This window comes from Paenibacillus sp. ACRSA (assembly GCF_022346845.1).
Lineage (GTDB): Bacteria > Bacillota > Bacilli > Paenibacillales > Paenibacillaceae > Paenibacillus.
The window spans coordinates 33,706-55,011 of sequence record NZ_JAKRNP010000003.1 but is presented as its reverse complement, the minus strand read 5'-3'; the positions used below and the strand labels follow the sequence as shown (position 1 = coordinate 55,011).

Below are 21,306 nucleotides of genomic sequence, written 5' to 3'. Positions count from 1 at the left end.
CTAATTTTTACATTGAGAAAACTTGGGAATAAGCGGATATACCTATATTACATAATTAACCTGAGGTTGAATACAACAAATTTCATAAAACGCTCAGTTTTTTTCAGAAATGCGCAATTAGTTTACATACATATTACACATATTAAATTAATACCTACCGGAATAGTTTGTTATGTGTTATATTGTTCAATACAATATAAGTAAATAGAAAGCCGGAGGTTTCGGCAAGCACATTTAAGAGGAGGATTTACAGTAGTGGATACATTTTTAATCATTTTGAACGTCGTGGTTATGCTCATTCTTCTGGGTGTCCTGTTCTGGATGCAGAAGAAACACATCTCTTTTACGAAGCGTGTATTTACAGGTTTGGGCATCGGGGTAGTATACGGCGTTATACTTCAACTGATCTATTCATCGGGTTCTGATATTATTACCAAGTCAGTCGATTGGTTTAACCTTGCCGGTTCAGGCTATGTTCGTTTGCTACAAATGGTTGTTATTCCTTTGATTATGGTGTCGATCATTTCGGCAATCATGAATCTGAAGGGTAAGCAAAATCTAGGTAAGATGAGTCTATCCATCATTGCAATTCTTCTTATTACAACTGCAATCGCTGCAAGTGTGAGTATCGTAACAAGCTTGAGCTTTAACCTGACTTCCATTGAGATTGAGGGAGGAGATCGGGAGCTAGCACAAGGTCAACGGATGGAGGAACGTCTCGTCGATGTGAAAGATCAGACGATTCCGCAGCAGGTATTGGAATTTATTCCATCCAACCCGTTCGCAGATATGACAGGTGAACGTCGTACATCTACATTGGCAGTTGTTATTTTCTCTGCATTTATCGGTGTAGCGGTACTTGGCTTGGATCGCAAAAAACCACAGCAGGCTGAAACGTTCCGTGGAATGGTGAACGCGGTGTATGCCGTAGTTATGCGGATTGTTACGCTGGTGCTTCGGTTGACGCCGTATGGTATTTTGGCATTGATCACGAAGGTCACAGCGACAACCAATCCGGATGAGATATTGAAGCTCATTAAATTTGTTATCGCGTCCTACGTTGCGTTGTTCGTCATGTTCATTATTCATCTGATTATTATTGCTCTGTTTGGTTTCAACCCGATCACTTATGTGAAGAAGGTTCTGCCAACACTGGTATTTGCCTTTACTTCCCGTTCCAGTGCAGCGGCTATCCCGCTTAATGTAGAGACACAGACGAAGAAGTTGGGCGTCTCCGATGGTATTGCGAATCTGTCGGCAAGCTTCGGGGCTACAATTGGTCAAAACGGCTGCGCCGGGATATATCCGGCCATGCTCGCCGTTATGATTGCTCCTACGGTCGGCATCGATCCGCTTAGCTGGGACTTCATTATTACCCTGATCCTTGTGGTCATGATCAGTTCATTCGGCGTAGCCGGTGTAGGTGGCGGGGCAACCTTCGCTTCCCTGATCGTGTTGTCCACGATGAATCTGCCTGTTGCTCTGGCAGGATTGTTGATCTCCGTTGAACCGCTCATCGACATGGGTCGTACGGCGCTGAACGTCAATGGTTCGATGACATCAGGTCTCGTTTCCAGTAAATTGTTGAAAGAGAATGATCAGGATACCTTCAGCAACCCAACGCCTGATCTGGATGGTGCCGCTCAGGCATAAGCCAAAGTCTCACTGAAGTAATGGCTTAAGCAGCCATCTATTGCACCACGACGATAGTATTACGAGAACCGTCCTTCGGATAACCCGGAGGGCGGTTTTTTGAGCTTGAATGTTTTTAATGTGAGATACATTAGAACAGAAGGTACACCAACGGTTCATTTTTAGCTTAGCAGTCATGGTGTAATTTAGTGCTGTTCAATAGGCAGGAAATATGATAGAGTAATCATGTTTTGGCTCTGTGCCAGACCGCGGTTCGTAACCATCCCGCGTAATCAAAACTAGGAAGGCAGTGTATGTATTTATGTTTAATTTAGGGTGGGGAGCGTTATTCGTTCTCGTCACTTATGGTTTCTTTTTGTTGTGTTATCGCTTGTTCGGTAAAAAAGGTCTATATGCTTGGATTGGTGTGGCAACGGTTATTGCCAACATTCAGGTGACCAAAACGATAGATATTATGGGGATTGTGTTGACACTAGGCAACACGATGTATGTAAGTCTATACCTTACCAGTGACTTGCTTAATGAGAAGTACGGTTCAGGGGAAGCGCGAAAAGCTGTATGGTTCGGTTTCTTTACGTTAATTATGACCACTGTACTCATGCAGATGGTGTTGTACTTTGACCCAGCGTCTACAGACTTCGCTCAAAAGCCAATGGAGAAAATATTCGGTCTACTGCCAAATCTAGCACTGGGAAGCCTGTCAGCGTACTTTATTAGTCAATTCCTGGATGTACGCTTGTACTCTTGGCTACGCAAAATAACACCTGGTCGCAACCAGCTGTGGATTCGTACGAACGGAAGCTCGATTATCAGTTCATTTGTGGATACGCTAGTGTTCACTGCGATTGCGTTTGCATTCATTTATCCATGGGATGTGTGGATTGAGATTTTCCTAACTACCTATGTGATCAAATTTGTACTGACTGCAGTGGGAACGCCGTTCCTATATGCTGCGCGTAACTTTAAATTTAAGGATGAGTCTTAGATTCGAAGACAATCTACGTGCAGATGGTTACCAGAAGTAAATGAATGCGTGCATGTTCATAGACGAAACTAAAAATGTCCCGCAGAGCCATGTCATCATGGACTTGCGGGACATTTTGCATGATAGGTGGCGATCCATCATCGTGTGGCGGGATTTCCTGTATGATGAGGTGATGAATAAAGAATGTTAGTCAGTCAAAATTTGCAGTTCTTTAGGATATGAAGTCAGTACTTCTACACCCGTTTCTGTTACGAGTACATCATCCTCAATACGCACGCCGCCAGCTCCAGTTACATAAATACCCGGTTCAATAGTGAATACGGTCCCTTCTTGCAAGAGATCTGTATTCTGACCATGCAATGACGGATATTCGTGAACATCAATGCCGAGGCCATGACCCACGCGGTGCATGAAGCGTTCACCGTAGCCAGCATCTTCTGTAACTTGCCGCGCAGCACGATCAATCTCTGCACAGGTTACGCCAGGCTTGACTGCTCGAATAGCGGCTTCATTCGCTGCCAGTACCGTATTATAAATTGTTCGCAGCTCAGGAGAGATATCTCCAAATGCAAACGTACGTGTAATATCGGAAGCATATCCACCAGCATATACGCCCATATCAAACATCAACAGATCACCATGTTGAAGCTTACGTTCGCCCGGTGTACCGTGTGGCAATCCCGTTTGTGGCCCAGTGAGCACCATCGTGTCGAAGGAAGGGCCGTCTGCACCCAGCTTCTTCATCTGATATTCCATCTCGGCAACGAGTTCAATCTCGGTTACACCTGTACGAACGTGGGAAAGCCCTTGGCGTAGAACTTCCTCAATTAGATGAATAGCATGACGAATTCGAGCAATCTCGTCTGGCGTTTTCTTCACGCGTAGGGAGCGCAGCAGTGGACCAACATCTTCATATTGGGTGCCGCCCAAAGCAGCGGTTAACTGCTCATAACGTGCAACGGTAACGTATTCCTTTTCCAAACCGACTCGACCAAGACGTCCTTGGTAACGCTCCAATAGCGTGTATGGATTGTCTGTATCCGTATGTGTCGCGATGTTGGAAACGGAAGAAGCAGCAGCTGCGGCATCGGCATCAAGTGCAGGAACAATTAGAAGAGGTTCTTCGCCGCGTGCGAGTACGAGTCCAAGGAAACGTTCATGCGGGTTACTTGCGAATCCTGTTAAGTAGTAGATATGTTTAGGATCTGTGATCAGCGTGGCATCCAGTCCTTGCACAGAGAGGCTAGCTTCTAAGCGGGATAAGGGTGTTTGGTTCGTCATAGGTACGTCCACCTTTCAATTGTCTATATCATCTAATCTATTATAAATTAAATCTTCCCAATTCCATAGGCACGCGTATATGAGAACATTTATATAGAAGAAAGTAAGGAAATCGGACTATCTCTAAATAATGAGAATTAGGGCGGATTTTTCGTTTGAGTACATATTGGGGCGGGTAACGGGTAATACAGGACGAAACCTTGTTATGTCTGAAGCCGTAGAGTTAACGGTCATGATTGTGTTATATCCGTAACTCCATTAAATATGGACTCATATCCATTCATTCCAATTCGAAGGGAGAGGTATACATGAGTAATCGATTAAGCGTTCCTCTATATGCTTCGCTATTAAGCGTTGCGTTATTGACTGCGTGTGCTTCGGGTGATGGCTCCGCAGGATCGCAACCCACGTCTCAGGGCGCAGGTGGAGGTCAGGGACAGACAGCTAACGGCGGTTCTACTAACGTAGAGAGCAGTGAAAATGAGGCACAGGAGAATGCAGTTGTTCCTTATGAGACTTCAGTTCTGGTAGAAGGGCTTAATGCTCCATGGGAATTGGTCGAAGTGTCCGATGGTCGTATGTTTGTAACCGAGCGTCCGGGTACAATACGGGTCATTGAGGATGGCGAGTTGTTGTCTGAGCCATTGATTGAATTTACTGAACCGTTTAATGAGGAAGGTGAGGGCGGGTTATTAGGGCTTGCCGCTGACCCGGAGTTTGAGGATAACGGCTATCTGTATGCCTATCATTCGTACATTGAAGGCAATAACATTGCGAATCGTGTATTACGATTGAAGGTGAGTGATGGGACAGCAGTCATTGATAAGGAATTACTTGGTGATATCCCTGGCGGTGTGAATCATAACGGTGGGCGCATCAAGATCGGACCGGACAATCTGCTCTATATAACATCAGGTGATCGGTATGAGCCTGAATTGGCACAGGATGAGAGTAGCATTGGCGGTAAAATATTGCGAATTGGTCTGGATGGTTCGATCCCGGAGGATAACCCTTGGCCTAATTCTCCTGTATATAGTATGGGACATCGTAATGCACAGGGTCTTGCGTGGAATCCGAATAACGGCTATCTCTATGCGACGGAGCATGGTCAGCGGAATAATGATGAGATCAATCGAATTGAAGCGGGCACTAATTACGGCTGGCCTGAAGTCGAGGGAGATGAACATCAGAACAGTGATTATGTTGCACCACTCGCGCACAGTGGCGATGATACCTGGGCTCCCTCGGGTATTGCCTATATAGAGGAAGGGCCGTGGGCGGGATCGCTGCTTGTAGCTAATCTTCGCGGTCAACAACTGTTAAAAGTTACGTTGTCCGAGGATGGAACTAAAGCGGAAAAATTAGAGCCAGTGTTCAAGGATGAATGGGGACGCATTCGGAATGTAACGACTGGAGCAGATGGACAAATCTATGTACTAACCAACAATCGGGATGGTCGTGGCTCCCCACGTGATGGTGATGATAAGCTCATCGTGCTTACCCCGCAGGATCAGGCGAAGTAACCCGATATGGTATTGGCTTGCTAGGTCTCAAACCCTGAAAAATTGAATGAATCGACGAAATAACGCCTCTGTGATTCATTAGATCTCAGATCTGGGGAAATGGGAGCGAATAGCGTGTGTCAGATTCATTACATCAAAATAATGCTAAAGGGGATGTCCCCAGTCATATTCATGACTTATGGGACATCCCCTTTATTCATTATTTCATCTCTGTAGAGAGATGCCATTACAGGTGATAAGTCAACGTCTGCATGACGATGCACTGTCTGTATCCGTTAACTTATTCACCAAGCTCAGCGAGTTCAGCCACTCGTTCACTTGCGGCTTGGGTGTATTCACCACCGTGGTAACACAGGACGGTATCGATTTTCAAGCCGATTAATCGTTTCAGGCTGCGCAGTGCCTCAGGCATGTCCGGCGTTGCCGGAGGAGCGGGGCCTACCAATTCGTCATCAACTACACGAAGCTCATCGGCTGCGAGTAGAAACTGCTTCTCGCGGAAGTACAAGCAGATATGTCCAGGAGTATGACCTGGTGTATGAATGACTTGGATGCCTCCTTGTAAAGGCAACATGTCCCCATCTTCCAGAATGCGAGCGATGGGGAGCGTAGGAAGCTCGGAGAGCAGTTGCTCAGCTAGCTCCAATGTAGGTGGGGCTAGCATGGCTCTACGTTCAGGGGTAAACTTGATCAGTGGAAGCTTCCCTTGAAGATAGGGGATTTCATCAGCATGTGCCCAGATTTCGACGTCAGGTACAGCTTCAACTAGGGCACCAAGATTACCGATATGGTCGATATCCTGATGCGTGATAATAATGCGTTTAAGCTCATGAAGCTTCGCACCCGCTTCTTCGAGTGCAGATTGCAATTCGGCAAACTGTCCAATCATGCCTGTATCCACCAAAGTAATTCCATCTTCATCACGCAGCATCACGGGAAAGATCGGACTATTACCAGTGGGTGTAGGAATGTTGAGATGAAGAATGGTGATATCAATAGGTTGTATATTCATATTTGTTACCGGAGTCGTTCCGGAGCACCTCCCTAAATAGTATATTGCTTATATTCAGTACCGAAAATGTACACAGTCGGAATGACATGTAGGTAGTGAGTTCATCCCGTCTTCGCATTACTAAGAACGGGGATTTCGTACTTTAAGTGTTTTCTGTATTGTTTAAAGGTATTCAAGATCCACTCTAGCGTTTGTTCCGCATGGCTATCCTGCCCAACGATTGAGGCGAAGGAAAAGTTGGAATGAATTAGTTTGTTTCTTGCTTTGAATACCTTGACTAGTTCGTCATCATCATTCTCTGTCCCAGATTTCACAGCAATGTGTTGGCTTTTTAATTCGGCTTGAAGAATCTCGATATTAGATAAAGAGCGGTATGCAGGAGTTTTCATAAGTTGAACCGAATTGAATGTTTTTTGATAGGTTTGTTCATAGAGGCGAAGTAACCATTGTTCAATGATGGAGCATAGTTCAATCGTCCATGAAGCATACTTTCGATCCTTACGATCATAAGTCAATCGATGGATCTCTTCCTCGTCCCATAGGTCATGTTTCTTAAGCTGGCTTGAAGCATCCTTTTGCTGGAGCTGTTCATACTCTTGTTCAATCCATTTGATCTCATGCTTAGCTTCTTTTTTCAGTTTTTTGAAGTTTTGTTTGGTTAGCATAAGTCATAGCCTCCCTATAGGATCAGATGTAATACTTCTTGAGGTTGTTCAAAAAGTCCGCTTTTGATTACGAAGGATGCCTAGCGACATCTCAGCATCGAATATGGGATTCAGTCGAAATAAGTGGAGGCTTACGAAGCTTGTTTCCGTAGGAAACAATGTAGTTGCTCACGTAGTTTTGCCTACGCTCTGCTACTCCATTTCTATCTTCATCCCATCTTCTTGGTACTGAAAACCGCCCTTTTTGAACACGCACTTCTATTATCTCACATTGTCTTCTTTAGCTCAAAAGTCAACTCATTACTCATTTAGGTTCATACTCATTCAAGCCTCAGTTTAAGAAGGGAAGTGTTATGATGTCCAACATAATCTCCAATACCATGTCCACGCCAGAGACCGATTCAATGTCCAATACAATGCTCAATCCCAACGCCGATCATAAGAAGAATCCTATCGCGATTGTAACGGGAGCGAACTCCGGCATGGGGCTGGCGACCACGATAGAACTTGCGCGAAAAGGTTATCATGTGATCATGGCATGCCGCAGTGAGCAACGTGGACAAGAGGCGCTTCAGGAAGCACTCCGTCAGTCTAACTCAACTGCCATTGAACTGATGCTGTGTGATCTCGGTTCATTGGACAGCATTCGCAAGTTTGCCCATTCGTTTAATGAGCGTTATGACATGCTGGATGTGCTAATGAATAATGCCGGCGTAGTTATGGTAAAGCGCAAGGAGACCTCAGATGGTTTTGAGCAAAGTATAGGGATTAACCATTTGGGTCATTTCCTACTGACACTTCTTCTGATTCCACCTTTGCGGCGTGCGCAGCAGGGACGGATTGTGAATGTATCATCTGGTGCCTACAAAGCAGGCAAGATTCACTTTGAAGACCCACATTTACATAAAAGGTATAACCCGATCAAGGGCTATGCTCAGTCCAAACTCGCCAATGTGTTATTCACTCGGATTCTGGCTCGCAAAGTAGCCGATAGCCGAATAACCGTTAACTGCCTGCACCCTGGTGCGGTTGGCACAAGTATTGGTGTGGATCGGAACACGGGATTTGGTACCCGTATTATGGCTATTGTGGGCAAGCTCCCGTTCTTTCTTACCCCCGAAGAGGGGGCAAAAACGGCAATCTACTTAGCAACCAGCCCTGAAGTTGCAGGAGTGACCGGAAAGTACTTTTACCAGCAGAAGGAACAGAAATTGCAAGCCCACGCCACGGACGATGCTGTAGCTGAACGATTCTGGACGTGGAGCGAGCAGCAAGTAGGACTTGGATCGAACGATCAATTGTAATGCCCTGTCATTGGTTTACATGATAATCTAGCATGTCGGATGTTTTATCTTTTGGCTTGCACAGCTTCATGAATTTGTTGAATCAGATTGTCTATCCGCTGAATGCCTTGATCGCCCTGACCGTACGCACGGACAGAGGCTGACGAGGCATTTTTCTCATTCTCACCAAGGACGAGGGAGTAGGGCACTTTCTCCATCTGAGCCTCACGAATTTTGTACCCTAGCTTCTCGTTACGCAAGTCTGTCTCTACGCGAATTCCTGCTGCTCGCAGCGCTTGTTGAACTTCTAGAGCATACTCAGCGTAATGGTCTGAGATTGGTAGCAGCTTCACTTGTACGGGCGCAAGCCATAGAGGGAATGCACCGGCAAAATGCTCAGTAAGAATGCCGATAAAACGGTCAATGGAACCGTAGATTGCACGGTGAATGACGACCGGACGGTGCTTCAGACGATCTTCACCAATGTAAGTAAGATCGAACTTCTCTGGCATTTGGAAATCAAGCTGGATTGTGCCGCATTGCCAACTGCGTTTCAGTGCATCAAGGATATGGAAATCAATTTTGGGGCCATAGAATGCGCCATCCCCTTCGTTAATGCGGTAGCTGACTCCGCGCCGATCCAGAACATTTTGCAGTGCACGTTCTGCCTGATCCCATAATTCCTCTGACCCCATGGAGTCTTGCGGTCGTGTGGATAGCTCGATGCTATATTCGAATCCGAAAATATCGTACATACGTCCAATCAACGAGATTGCGCGGTTAATCTCTTCTTCGATCTGTTCAGGCATGACATACAGATGAGCATCATCCTGACAGAATGTCCGTACACGCATCATGCCGTTTAACGCACCCGAGTATTCGTGGCGATGAACCTGACCAAATTCCATCATGCGAATAGGTAATTCGCGATAGGAATGAAGCTTGTTTTTGAAGATTAGCATATGACCTGGGCAGTTCATCGGTTTCAGTGCAAACGTAGCATTGTCCACCTCGGAGAAGTACATATTGTCTTTGTAATGCTCCCAGTGACCAGATTGCTCCCACAGCCGATTATTCATCATAAGCGGAGTGCGAACCTCCTGATATCCTTCTTGTAGCTGTAATTCACGGGAGAAATTCTCCAGCTCAGTGCGGACAGTCATGCCTTTGGGTAGATAGAACGGCATGCCGGGTGCTTCCTCCGAGAACATGAAGAGCTCCAGCTCTTTGCCTAGTTTCCGATGATCTCGTTTTTTCGCTTCTTCAAGCATGTGCATATGCTCATCCAGTTGTGCTTGGTTTGGAAAGGCAGTACCGTAAATCCGTTGAAGCATTTTATTGTCCGAGTTACCACGCCAGTATGCGCCTGCTACATGAAGCAGCTTGAAGGCTTTAATACGGCCAGTTGACGGAAGATGTGGACCTCGGCACAGATCGAGAAACTCACCTTGTTCATACAACGAAATCTCTGCGTCCGCGGGCAAATCGTGAATCAACTCCAGCTTATATGGATCCTGCATGTCGGCAAAAATCTCAAGAGCCTGTTCACGGTTAACGACGCGACGACTAATCTTCCAATTTTCCCGCACAATCTTGTGCATCTCCTGTTCAATAACCGCGAGATCATGAATGGAGAGGGCATGCTCCAGATCCACATCGTAATAGAATCCATCGGCAATGACAGGACCAATGCCAAGTTTCACGTGCTCGGCACCGTAAATTCGTTTGATTGCCTGAGCTAGAACATGTGCAGCTGTGTGACGATAACGGTGAAGACCTTCTTCACTTTCGAGTGTAACGATCATGAGTTCGCAGTTCTCTTCAAGCTGTCGATCTAGATCGACATGTTGCCCATTCACAATACCTCCTACAGCCTGCTTGCCCAGACTTATACGGATGGACGAAGCGACTTCTCCCACAGTAATGCCTGCATGGTAATCCCGCACGGCCCCGCCTGGGAGACGGACTTCGATGCGCTGATTTGGTTGATTGGCATCATTTTCTTTTGCTTGGCTAGATAGACTGAACTGTTCTTGATTATTCATGTGAACCACACTCCAATTCTCAAATTAGAAGCGCAAAAAACACCCGTCCCGGAAAAGGGACGAGTGCGCTCAGCTCGTGGTTCCACCCTAATTTGGTTATGAAGCCATCCTTATTCGGCCAGCCGCCGGATACAGGAAACATCATAACCCTCATTGGAATCCGTTAACGGGGATTAGGCGGTGAACTCTACTGGCCCATGTAAGCTCCGAATTCGAATAGGAACTCGTTGCTTAAAGTGCGTGTTCAAAAAGGTCGGTTTTCAGTACCAAGAAGATGGGATGAAGATAGAAATGGAGTAGCGGAGCGTAGATTAAGCTACGTGAGCAACTACATTGTTTCCGAAGGAAACAAACTTCGTAAGCATCCCACTTATTTCGGCTGAATCCCATCTTCGATGCTGAGATGCCGCTAGGGCATCCTTCGTAATCAAAAGCGGACTTTTTGAACAACCTCTTAAAAGGGTGGTTCGAGATCACGGCTGCAGAGGGGTAACGCCGTTTCGTTCGCTGAAGAAGGTTTCACCAATCCCTTCTCTCTCTGGGCAGCACGCAAGCGGAATCATGTCTCTGGTCATCGCCAAATATACGAAATGATAAGGTTGATCCGTCCGATGTGGAGGACTCCATATCAATTTTTTGGGAAACAGGTGTTACTTGAGTGTCGATTATATAGATTGAAAATTCAAAGGTCAAGTGATTTTATTTTGAGAGTCGTGTGAAATACCGTTCCAGATCAATCGAATCTGTGTGCCCTGCTCGGGTACGGAATGCACTTCAATTCGACCTTTCATCGCCTCAATCAGACCCTTGGTCACAGCCATACCTAGCCCGGATCCCACATCAGGAGTTCCCGTATCGGTTCCACGATAATAACGTTCAAATAACCTCCATACCGTCTTTGCATCCATACCTCTCCCATTATCGGCAAACTGTATGCTGAAGTCTCCATCTCGTTGCCCAGCATGCACGCTGACGATGAGCTTGGTGTCTGTAGGGTTATGCAACAGAGCATTGGCGGTCAGATTATCTACAATTCGTTCAAATGAAGGGATGTGCACTTGCCCGTACACAGGAGTCGGTGCCGGTTGAAACTGGATGCGACCTTGTCCATAGGCTGGATTGCGTTCAGCGCGCAGCACGAGATCATGAAGTAGCGTATTCACGTCAGTTCGTTCCACGTCGGGTTGATATCTACCACTGCGTAAGCGGTAAGTCATAGCAAGATCATTGACCAACCGATCCATATACATCGATTTGTCCAACATGATTGCAGCGAACTCCCGTACTTCCTCTGGGGACCAGCTATATTTATCTGCTTCAAGCATGTGGGCATAACCCTGTATAGAGGATAAAGGTGTCTTTAGATCATGCGTGATGCCTGCAATCCATTCCTCGCGAAGAGACTCCGTTTGCTTGCGAAGTTCCTCGTCTTGTTTCAGCGTACTGGATAACATTTGCATCGAGTGTAACACTTCGGCGTATACACGATATTTACGCTTCCATTTGCCATTACGTCGTTGACTGCGAGGTATGCCGTTCAGTCCAGTAGGCTCTTCGTAGTGTCCCTTTTCCAGCCGCTGTAGCCATTGGAGCATGTGCAACATCGGGGAGCCAAAACGATTGGCGTACCAGAGAGCCAGCAGGATTAACAACATGATTACGGACAGAACCAATACCAGCAGTGCTGGCTCCCAAATAAAAGCATAGGGATCTCTCTCATCTTCCGCTGCTGACAAACCGCTAGGGACACTGATCATCCAGGTCGTTCCAGTCTGTTCATCATACATAGTAGATGTGAATGCTCCATATCGGCTAGGGTAGCGGGCACGCAAAACGAGATCCTGAATGTTATATTCGCTCGGCACACCCATTGTAGGTTTATTATAGGAATCTAGCTCCTTACCAGAGGAATCCAATAGCTGAAGGTAGGCCTTGGCTTCGCGAATGGACGTTTGTTGTTCTGGCGCTACGACAAGCTTGCCGTTGGTAAAGGTACTAGTCTGATGAACCTGGTTAAGTAAGGGGTTGGCAACACTGCGTTCTCCATATATCAATGTAAAAACAATGCCGTTTCTTTCTCGAATGATCATGACGATCTGATAAGGAAATGGCTTAGTTCCTTGCCAATAAGCAATTAGCTCTCCTGGTGCATAGTGAGTCGGAATATCGGAGGGGGTATGAAAGGCGTCGATAACCTTACCTTTATCATCGAGCATTTGCAGCCACCCTTGGTTTTGCTCCACCTGCTTCAGAAGATCGGGGGCATAGTGAACGGTGCCATCAGACGAGATTTTGGCGGTATCAATTAATTGATCTAGACCTGTGGTCGCAAAATCATCGACGAGGTTCACTTCATTCACCTTTTGCACTACCCAATATGTCGCAGCTGATCCAAGTATCACAATCAAAAGAACTGCGCCAGCGAGCATGCCGATAAATCGGGTCATCAATCTGCGCCGAATGCTCATGATTGTGGAACCTGCTCAGGCTTAATGAGCTTGTATCCGAGACCTCGTACGTTGACTAGAAGCTCAGGAGTGGAAGGGTCGGCCTCAATTCGTTCCCGAATGCGATGGATGTGAACCATAACGGTATTGTCGTCACTAATGGCTTCCGATCCCCAGACCCGTTCATATAATTCAGACTTGGTAAAAATACGATTGGGATGCTTACAGAAAAAGAGCAGCAACTGATATACAAGTGCCGGGCAGGTAACAGTCATTCCCTCAACTCGTAGCTCTCCAGCCTGTTCCAACACCTGAAATCGTCCAAAATCATATATGTCTTCTTGTGGACTTGAATTTGACGTACTTGCGTCATATTTTGTGTTTAAGGTGTTTGAGGAGTTCGCTGTTTTTGAAGGCAAGTAACGCTTGAGTAGCGACTTGATTCGGGCGACGACTTCGAGTGGATTAAAGGGTTTGACGACATAATCGTCACCGCCCACAGCGAATCCAGTTAACTTGTCATAATCCGTTGTTTTGGCGGTGAGGAACAGAATGGGTGCATCGGTTACCTCGCGCAGAAATGGGCAGATTTCGAGTCCGCTTTTCCCTGGAAGCATGACATCCAGCACGATGCAATGATAGGTTTTACTTTTGCAGGCTTCGAGTGCTGCTTCACCTGTTGTAACGGTATCGATATCAATAAACTGCTCTTTCAGCAGAACGGTGCGGAGCATATGTAGTATGGCTTGTTCATCATCTACAAGGAGTAATGAGACGTGATTCATGCTTGAAAGTGACCTCCTTAGGCTTCTGTCTGGCTCAGTTCATCATATCACTAAGATCGTTGATCTGGAGCATGCGCTATCTTAACAGAATCTTAATTATGAGTTCCTTGGAAGTCAAAGAGTTATGTTAGGTGTAAGCATATGTTAGACGCAGGATAAGATTCATTGTGTACAGTTAACTTCAAGAGATACGATTTTAATAAGGGGTGTGGAACAATGAACAAGATACATGAAGAATTTGAGCGTATGAGGCAACGGCAAGATGAATCAACCGCAGATTCAAAATCCAAAAATGCTGTACAAGTGAGACCACAGTCGAAGAAGAGCTGGAAGTTATTTGCGATGTCACTGGCAGCCTGTATGATTCTCTCTGCTTGTAGCAGTTCCGTGACATCGAATCAGGCAGAGCAACAGTCCACAGCGCAGACATCTGATTCTACTCCAGCAGTTGGAAATGAAGAAAATGATAAGCAAGAGGGCGCTGAAGAACAATCGGGAACAGAGGTGCAAGCGGTGATCACACCAGATAACTTCTTGGATACATTGTTGAATGGTTCGAAGGATGAAATTTATAGTCAGATGAGCCCTGAGCTGAAAGAAGTGGTATCGCTAGAGGAGTTCAAATCATCTGCTGACAGTTTTTTGCAGGGGGTAACTACGTTAGATCAAGTGGTAGATGCCGAGATGAATAATTTAACTGAACGTGTCTGGAAGGATGCAACTGGAACGAAAGCTATTCGGGCTTATTTCTCAGAAAAACAAATTGAAGGTTTATCCATTCATGCTCTGAAACCTCATGAGGATACAGATAACAAGTTTACCCAAACGGAGTTCCAGTTTCCTATGAAGGGCGACTGGTTTGTATTTTGGGGAGGCAATGATGTTCTGTCCAACTACCATTATGAGCATGAGACTCAGCGCTATGCACTTGATATCGTTCGAACGAAAGACAGTTTCAGTTATCAAGATGATCCGACCAAAAATGAAAACTACTATGCTTTTGGTGAGCCGCTCTACGCTGCAGCAGACGGAACTGTCGTGGAAATTAAAAATGATCTCCCGGATAACACACCGGGTGTGATGAATGCGGAAGAACCAGCCGGTAACTTCGTAGTCATTGACCATGGTAATGAGGAGTACAGCATTACAGCGCATTTGAAGGAAGGGAGTGTAGCGGTTAAGAAAGGGGGTAAAGTGAAGCAAGGCGACCTCATTGGAGAGTTAGGCAACTCAGGTAACTCCAGTGAAGCACATTTGCATTTCCAAGTATCTGATGGGGCTGATCTGTTCACGTCCCGATCCATCAACATTCGCTGGGCAGATCAGAGTCAGCAGTTAACACGTGGTAACACCATTCAAGCGAGGTAGTTTCTGCATCATCCCATAATGGCTTAGAGCATCTCGATCAAAGGCGATAGGAGGAAGGAGGCAAACCTTAATCTATCGCCTGTTTTCTTCTATGTGTAAGTATACAAATGTTATGGGTGACGATTGCGCCTGTATCCCGTTATAATATCGTCATAAAGTCGGATTGGACTGGATGATGGAGGCGTTATGATGATGTTAGATCGTGTGCAGATTGAATATGCCCGTATTGAGGATTTGCCAAGAATTGTGGAGATTTATAACTCGACGATTGAGAGTCGTATGGTAACAGCCGATTTGGAGCCGGTAACGGTTGAACAGCGTATTCCGTGGTTTGAGGAACACTCATCCGATCGGCGTCCACTGTGGGTGATGAAGCAAGACGGACAGGTTGTAGCCTGGGCGAGTTTGAGCTCTTTTTATGGACGGCCTGCCTATAATGGGACTGTGGAAGTGAGTGTCTACGTAGATCAAAATTGCCGGGGAATTGGCGCAGGAAGCCGACTGCTGAATACCATCTTTGCGGCGTGTCCACAACTTGGCATAAGTACTATTTTGGGCTTTGTCTTTGGACATAACGAACCTAGCTTAGGTTTACTGCGCAAGCATGGTTTTGAGCAATGGGGCTATTACCCGGAAGTAGCTGTATTAGATGGGGTGAACCGAGATCTAGCGATTTTAGGCAAGAAAATATAGATAGCTCATCATGGTAAATCATTGATTAGTTATATCCTTGAACGAGATAGATGATGAATTGCAGCCAAAGGGAGGCAGTTTCGTGATGTTGCTGGATGATATTGAAATTGTAATGAAGCCTGAGATCAAGCTGGTGGGATACCAGGCGCAGGCAAGTCTGAACGAGGACATTCAGGGCAGCATTGTGAGGAATTTACGCGCAAAATTAGAGTTGAATGCTCCGCACGTTCCTAATATGAAGCATGCTGGGATGTACCTTATCCAGATCTATCCGGATATAGAGTGGACGCCAGATGTGGTGTTCACTCATATTGTCGCGATTGAAGTCCAGGAATCTCAGCAGATCGCTGATGAGATAATTACACATACTGTGCCAGCAGGGCGCTTTATACGATTTATACATGAAGGCTCAGAAGCTGAGATTGATGACACGTATCTTGCGGTCAATGAATGGCTTGCCAATAACGGATATGATGAGCCGCGTGCATTTGATATGGAGCTTTGGACAGAAGAGATGATGTCTGGAGAAATGGGTGCGCAGATTCACATTTATGTCCCTATTACATAAACGGTTGTGTGGCAATCAACATGACATGAAAACTCTGATACGCCTAAATGGCATGTCGGAGTTTTTTTTGTTAAGCAGGCTTCGGCATGGAAGATATTGCTTAGAAGAGGGATGCTGTCCTTATGTTTGGCTCAGAATATGGCTGTTAGAGGTATTTACCTATACAAAAAAAGCTCGTTCTCTGTCAATGAGCTTCTCTCAATAATTACCATCACCAAAAAAGGATTGACGGTTAGACTATGGCATTCTATAATCGGTAGCAAGTAACTCGATATGTAAGGAGTCCTGACATGATATGTTAGTAATTGACGAGGTGTATCACCATACAGCATTGCAAATATCATCGTCCGATTTATTGTACCTTATGGAACAGCTTAAGGTCAAAAAAGAAAATGAAATAGAAACTCTCAAACATAAAATTGAACAATTCGAGCAGAAAAAACGTGCAGAAGAAGTAGCTTATCAGTCATTATCACCAGTACGTAAATGGTTCGCAGGACGTCCGGCTTCACATCATCAGGCCGTAGAATATATGGTTCAGGTGAAGGAGCGTTTTCGTAAAATGGAGCAAATCAGAAGACGGATTCGAGATCTGGATCGTATAATCGAACGAATTCAACATCCTGACAGCATTGAGCGAGATGAGATTGAGCTTTCGCCCGATACCATCCGTGAGATTAGGCAGCTACGTGAAACGGAGGATGTACAAGCATGACGTTAGAGAGCTTGAGCACGGGAATTGATACGGTCTGGGTAGTCCTGAGCGCGGCCATGATTTTGTTGATGGAGGGTGGCTTCGCCCTGTTAGAGGCTGGCTTTGTACGTTATAAAAATAGTGTGAACATTATTATGAAAGTATTTGCTGACATTACAATTGGTACATTATTGTTCTATGCGATCGGCTTTGGCTTGATGTACGGTTCGGATGTTGGTGGTTTGGCTGGTGTTACCGGCTTCTTCTTAAATGGAGACTTATCTCACATTGATGTACCTGTCTCATTAGAGACGTTCTGGTTGTTCCAAGCTGCGTTCACCATCGCCGTCATTTCGATCGTTTCAGGTGCGGTAGCTGAACGGATTAACTTCCGTGCTTACCTGCTATATATCATCTTAATGACTGCGATTATTTATCCGATTGGTGGACACTGGGCATGGGGCGGCGGTTGGCTCAGCAAATTGGGAATGCAGGACTTTGCTGGATCGGCAGTCATTCATGCCTTAGGTGGATTCTCTGCCTTGGCCGCTGCAATTATCATTGGCCCGCGTAAAGGGAAGTACACCCCACTTGGTGTAAGTGCAATTGCGCTTCCTAGTAACTTGCCGTTAGCCTCGGTAGGAGCCTTTCTGCTGTGGTTTGGTTGGTTCGGTTTCAATGCGGGAAGTACGCTTAGTGCAACAGATGTAAGGATCGGACATATCGCCATTGTGACTATGCTATCGGCCGCCTCTGGCGGAGCAGCAACATTGCTGTATACGTTATTCCGCTTTAATCGTTCAGATGCGCCTTCTGTCATTAACGGATCGCTTGCTGGACTTGTTGGGATCACGGCAGGTTGTGCCTTTGTAGGTGATCTGGCAGCCATCTTTATTGGTGCAGTATCCGGTCTGCTCATGATGGCTGCTACGAACTGGCTTGATCGTCGTCAGATTGATGATCCTGTAGGTGCTTTTCCTGTGCATGCTGTATCCGGCATGTGGGGCACGATTGCGGTAGGGTTATTTGCAACCGATGGAGGTTTGTTCACTGGTGGAGGGTGGAGACTACTTGGTGTTCAAACGCTAGGGCTGGTTGCCCTCGTTGTCTGGGGATTTGTCATGACCTGGTTCGGACTGAAGCTGATTGGCAAGATTGTACCTGTTCGTTCGACAGAAGAAGAGGAGGATCTGGGTCTAGATATCAGTTACCACGGGGTGATGGCAGCTCATCAATCCCATGAATTTCTAGATGGAGAAGAGCATATGCGTGCTTTTCGAGAGAGTAATAGAGACTAACGGCTATGCCGCTGGTCTTTTTTTATAACTTCTATGTTTCAGTTCTATTGATTTTTACAATTAGGCAGGGAAAGATGTCTTGGCGGAAGAATATACAGGTGTGAACCTGAATATGTCTCACCATAGATGTATTGTATTGTCTGAAGGGGAGGATCTTGATGATTAAGCCTGAACAATGTGAACGCTTGACTAACAAAGCTCGTAAAACACTAGAAGAGTATGGATTAGGTGAAGTTTCCGACCTGCTCCTAGCATCTGGCCGCTGGGGCATTCGCCTCGATGTGTCCACGATTGATGAGTACCGTAGAACGGGCAATTCGCGAGTTGGTGGGAGTCCTGATCTGCCTGAAAAAATGGAGTGGCCCGTGACACAGGAAGGTGTACCGATGACCTTTTTGGCACAGTTGAACCTTGTGGATCTGTCACCTTATACACCGAATGATGGGCGTGGAAGTTTGCCGGAGCGAGGAATGTTGTACTTCTTCGTAGGTGTGGATGAACCCGCTTATAATATTGAACATCGTGTAATATTTGAGCCGGAAGCTCGGCATTTGGTAAAACGTGAACCAGAAGGCAACACAGCTCTAGAACAAGCTGAATTTGTAGGTCATGCCGTAACAGTACTGCCGAATCTTGAGTTTCCTACATATGCCTATGTTGACTCTAAGGCGCTGAGTGCAGCAGCTGTTACACAACCTGATGTACAGCAAGAAGGGGAAACAGATATTGATCTGTACGACCGATATCTGGACTTCGAGTCCCATTGGAATCATCCGAGTTCAAAGAACTGGGGTGGGATGTTTGGTTACCCTGATGGCCAGCACCCTGATGCTGAACATCAAGCGCTGCTTCAGATTGCGACTGGTGAAGAGTATGGTTATGACGAAAAGGCATGTGAGGAGAAGTTAACCGCTCATTATGATGGGGATCGGAACCAAGCCTTGCAAGAACTTGAGGATACACTGTTGCTGCTGAAGATTGATACACATGACGAGATTGGTTTCCAGTGGTGGGATTGTGGAGAGTTGCAGTTTTTCATCCGTAAGGCTGATCTGCTGGCAGGTCGGTTCGATCAAACGTATTGCTCCTTATATTCTAGCTGAGACAGAATCATATCTATTCGTATAATAAGCGTGCAATCCAAAGAGGAACGTCTCTGAAAGAAATGAATTATAATTGCGTGTTCAAAAAGGTCGGTTTTTTCAGTGCCTAATTTAAAAGCGGACTTTTTAATCAACCTATATAAGCAACAAAATGTCCCGAAACCCGTCTAATAGAGGGTAGAGGGGCTTTTTTTATTCGTAAATGTTAAGTTTCAGATAACAATGGTTTATATATAAAGGAGGAATATCTTGGTTGTAAACCGATCATATGTTCTGTATAATGGAACGAAAAGGAAGTGTAGCTGTTGATTCAATCTGCATTTAAACATATCGACGTGGCAGTGACTTCACTTATTGATATATGTGACCAGCTGTCTGAGCAAGATCTAAAGTTAACTCCAATCGAAGGGAAGAGACCTGTTGGAGAATTGCTATCCCATCTATCGGTGATCTGCCGAGCGGATGTATACATATCGGAAGGCGCGTCCGAAGAGGATATGGCTGCTTTTTACGAAGAAAACAAACCGCATACTTTATGTCAGATCAAGCAGGCTCTTGTGGACAATCAGATGTATCTGTATCAGCGGTATAGGCAGTTTAATACAGAGGAATTATTACAAGTGACCGATTCATATTGGGGTGCTTCGTATAGTCGGCTGGAATGGTTGCTAGAAATTATGGGGCATGTCTATCATCACAGAGGTCAACTGTATACAATGCTTAACATGACAGGGAAAGATCTGAAGGTGGAGTTATTTGAATAGAATAGAAGGTTTGTATGATCCAATGCACGACTAATGAAGGATACATTTTGTGAACCATCGAATACATAGAAGATAAGTTTCTTCAGAATATAGACGCCCACCAATGAGATGTCTCTGCGACGTACATACGGAATATTTACTGTGCGGGAAGAAATGTAAATGGTTAGAGCAACGGAGGTTTCCAAGATGGAAGAGCAGGATACATATGATGTGTTGCACGAGTTGATGGCGAAGATTCCCGAACTACAGGGAGCTTCGGCGTTTGAACCGATTCACAAAGGATACTCGACCGACTTGAAATTCAAAGTCCGACTGTCGGGAGAGAAAAGTTATTTGTTGCGGATCTATGAATGGTCTGAGCAGCCTGTGAAGCAGAAAGAGTATCGAATCATTGCGGAATTGCATCGGAGAGGAGTTCGTTGCCCCCAAGCAATTAGCTTGGGACAATTGAACGAGCAACAAGGTTATATGCTACTTAGCTACATCGATGGGGAAGATGCGGAAGAAGTGTTGCCTCGAATGGACGAACAGAAGCAGCGGAGCATCGGTATCGAAGCAGGGGGACAATTGCAGCGTATGCATGAATTGCAGATCGGAGAGCCTACTGAATCCTGGTACATGCGTAAGAGTAAGAAGCATCAGCGCTATGTAGATAAGTATCATCATTGCCCTATTCGTATGCGGAATGATCAAGCTATATTGGCATTTATCGAAGAGAATATGAAGTGTATGAAGAACCGTCCTGATCGATTCCAGCATGATGACTTTCATCCAGGGAATCTGATCGTGAAGGACGAAAGGTTCGCGGGAGTTATTGATTTTAATCGTTATGATCAGGGTGATCCAGTTCATGAGTTTCTTAAGCTGGGTCTATTTGCTTCGGAGACAAGTACGCCGTATTCGATTGGACAGATCCAGGGGTACTTCAACGGTGGAGATCCGGATGAGCTATTCTGGCGTATGTACTCTCTGTATATGGCTATGGCACTTATATCTTCTGTAGTCTGGATTCAACAAGTGAAGCCGGAGGAAACGGAGGATATGATGGCTAAGATTGAGCGAGTTCGGGAAGACCATGATGATTTTCGCAGATGGATTCCTAGATGGTATAATGTGAAGAATTACTGATTCGGGATAGA

The 21,306-nt window shown here is 45.6% G+C and carries 18 protein-coding genes; 12 read left to right on the top strand and 6 right to left on the bottom strand.

What is annotated here, in order from left to right; all coding sequences use genetic code 11:
• Positions 1-255 precede the first annotated feature (255 nt).
• The gene (locus MH215_RS09855) at positions 256-1,653 is read left to right on the top strand and encodes an L-cystine transporter (protein ID WP_056699415.1); all 1,398 of its coding nucleotides are present in this window, start codon (positions 256-258) and stop codon (positions 1,651-1,653) included.
• A gap of 301 nt (positions 1,654-1,954) precedes the next feature.
• Positions 1,955-2,638, top strand: a complete 684-nt coding sequence (locus MH215_RS09850) for a queuosine precursor transporter (protein ID WP_239289962.1) — start codon at positions 1,955-1,957, stop codon at positions 2,636-2,638.
• A 186-nt stretch (positions 2,639-2,824) separates the two neighbouring features.
• On the opposite strand, the gene MH215_RS09845 is transcribed toward MH215_RS09850, so the two are convergent.
• Positions 2,825-3,919: a M24 family metallopeptidase gene (locus MH215_RS09845; RefSeq protein ID WP_239289960.1), complete on the bottom strand. Its 1,095-nt coding sequence runs from the start codon at positions 3,917-3,919 to the stop codon at positions 2,825-2,827.
• A gap of 308 nt (positions 3,920-4,227) precedes the next feature.
• Here MH215_RS09845 and MH215_RS09840 point away from each other — a divergent pair, with 308 nt between their 5' ends.
• The gene (locus tag MH215_RS09840; RefSeq protein ID WP_239289958.1) at positions 4,228-5,442 is read left to right on the top strand and encodes a PQQ-dependent sugar dehydrogenase; all 1,215 of its coding nucleotides are present in this window, start codon (positions 4,228-4,230) and stop codon (positions 5,440-5,442) included.
• A gap of 280 nt (positions 5,443-5,722) precedes the next feature.
• On the opposite strand, the gene MH215_RS09835 is transcribed toward MH215_RS09840, so the two are convergent.
• Both MH215_RS09835 and MH215_RS09830 read right to left on the bottom strand, forming a co-directional pair.
• Positions 5,723-6,454, bottom strand: a complete 732-nt coding sequence (locus MH215_RS09835) for an MBL fold metallo-hydrolase (protein WP_239289956.1) — start codon at positions 6,452-6,454, stop codon at positions 5,723-5,725.
• Between the two features lie 101 nt (positions 6,455-6,555).
• Complete coding sequence (locus MH215_RS09830; RefSeq protein WP_239289954.1) at positions 6,556-7,119, bottom strand: hypothetical protein; 564 nt, start codon at positions 7,117-7,119, stop codon at positions 6,556-6,558.
• 416 nt (positions 7,120-7,535) lie between these two features.
• On the opposite strand from MH215_RS09830, the gene MH215_RS09825 reads away from it, so the two are divergent.
• Positions 7,536-8,423: an SDR family oxidoreductase gene (locus MH215_RS09825; protein ID WP_239290791.1), complete on the top strand. Its 888-nt coding sequence runs from the start codon at positions 7,536-7,538 to the stop codon at positions 8,421-8,423.
• 44 nt (positions 8,424-8,467) lie between these two features.
• Here MH215_RS09825 and thrS read toward each other — a convergent pair whose 3' ends face one another.
• The 3 genes from thrS to MH215_RS09810 form a co-directional block, all read right to left on the bottom strand.
• Complete coding sequence (thrS, locus tag MH215_RS09820; protein WP_239289952.1) at positions 8,468-10,447, bottom strand: threonine--tRNA ligase; 1,980 nt, start codon at positions 10,445-10,447, stop codon at positions 8,468-8,470.
• A gap of 689 nt (positions 10,448-11,136) precedes the next feature.
• Positions 11,137-12,915 carry a sensor histidine kinase gene (locus MH215_RS09815; RefSeq protein WP_239289951.1) on the bottom strand — a complete coding sequence of 593 codons (1,779 nt, stop codon included), beginning with the start codon at positions 12,913-12,915 and terminating at the stop codon, positions 11,137-11,139.
• Entirely contained in the window at positions 12,912-13,679 is a 768-nt protein-coding gene (locus MH215_RS09810; RefSeq protein WP_239289950.1) for a response regulator transcription factor, read from the bottom strand. The genes MH215_RS09815 and MH215_RS09810 overlap by 4 nt, the downstream gene beginning before the upstream one ends.
• A 216-nt stretch (positions 13,680-13,895) precedes the next feature.
• Between MH215_RS09810 and MH215_RS09805 the strand changes: the two genes are divergently transcribed.
• From MH215_RS09805 to MH215_RS09770, 8 genes are all read left to right on the top strand, one after another.
• On the top strand, positions 13,896-15,047 hold the full coding sequence (locus MH215_RS09805; protein WP_239289949.1) for a M23 family metallopeptidase: 1,152 nt from the start codon (positions 13,896-13,898) through the stop codon (positions 15,045-15,047).
• 189 nt (positions 15,048-15,236) lie between these two features.
• The gene (locus MH215_RS09800; protein WP_239290790.1) at positions 15,237-15,740 is read left to right on the top strand and encodes a GNAT family N-acetyltransferase; all 504 of its coding nucleotides are present in this window, start codon (positions 15,237-15,239) and stop codon (positions 15,738-15,740) included.
• Positions 15,741-15,825: 85 nt separating this feature from the next.
• On the top strand, positions 15,826-16,308 hold the full coding sequence (locus MH215_RS09795; protein ID WP_239290789.1) for a GyrI-like domain-containing protein: 483 nt from the start codon (positions 15,826-15,828) through the stop codon (positions 16,306-16,308).
• Between the two features lie 295 nt (positions 16,309-16,603).
• Complete coding sequence (locus MH215_RS09790; RefSeq protein WP_239289948.1) at positions 16,604-17,023, top strand: hypothetical protein; 420 nt, start codon at positions 16,604-16,606, stop codon at positions 17,021-17,023.
• The gene (locus MH215_RS09785; protein WP_145050685.1) at positions 17,020-18,300 is read left to right on the top strand and encodes an ammonium transporter; all 1,281 of its coding nucleotides are present in this window, start codon (positions 17,020-17,022) and stop codon (positions 18,298-18,300) included. The genes MH215_RS09790 and MH215_RS09785 overlap by 4 nt, the downstream gene beginning before the upstream one ends.
• 158 nt (positions 18,301-18,458) lie before the next feature.
• The gene (locus tag MH215_RS09780; RefSeq protein ID WP_239289947.1) at positions 18,459-19,403 is read left to right on the top strand and encodes a YwqG family protein; all 945 of its coding nucleotides are present in this window, start codon (positions 18,459-18,461) and stop codon (positions 19,401-19,403) included.
• A 305-nt stretch (positions 19,404-19,708) separates the two neighbouring features.
• Entirely contained in the window at positions 19,709-20,167 is a 459-nt protein-coding gene (locus MH215_RS09775) for a DinB family protein (protein WP_239289946.1), read from the top strand.
• 159 nt (positions 20,168-20,326) lie between these two features.
• Complete coding sequence (locus MH215_RS09770) at positions 20,327-21,295, top strand: aminoglycoside phosphotransferase family protein (RefSeq protein WP_239289945.1); 969 nt, start codon at positions 20,327-20,329, stop codon at positions 21,293-21,295.
• The last annotated feature ends 11 nt before the right edge of the window (positions 21,296-21,306 follow it).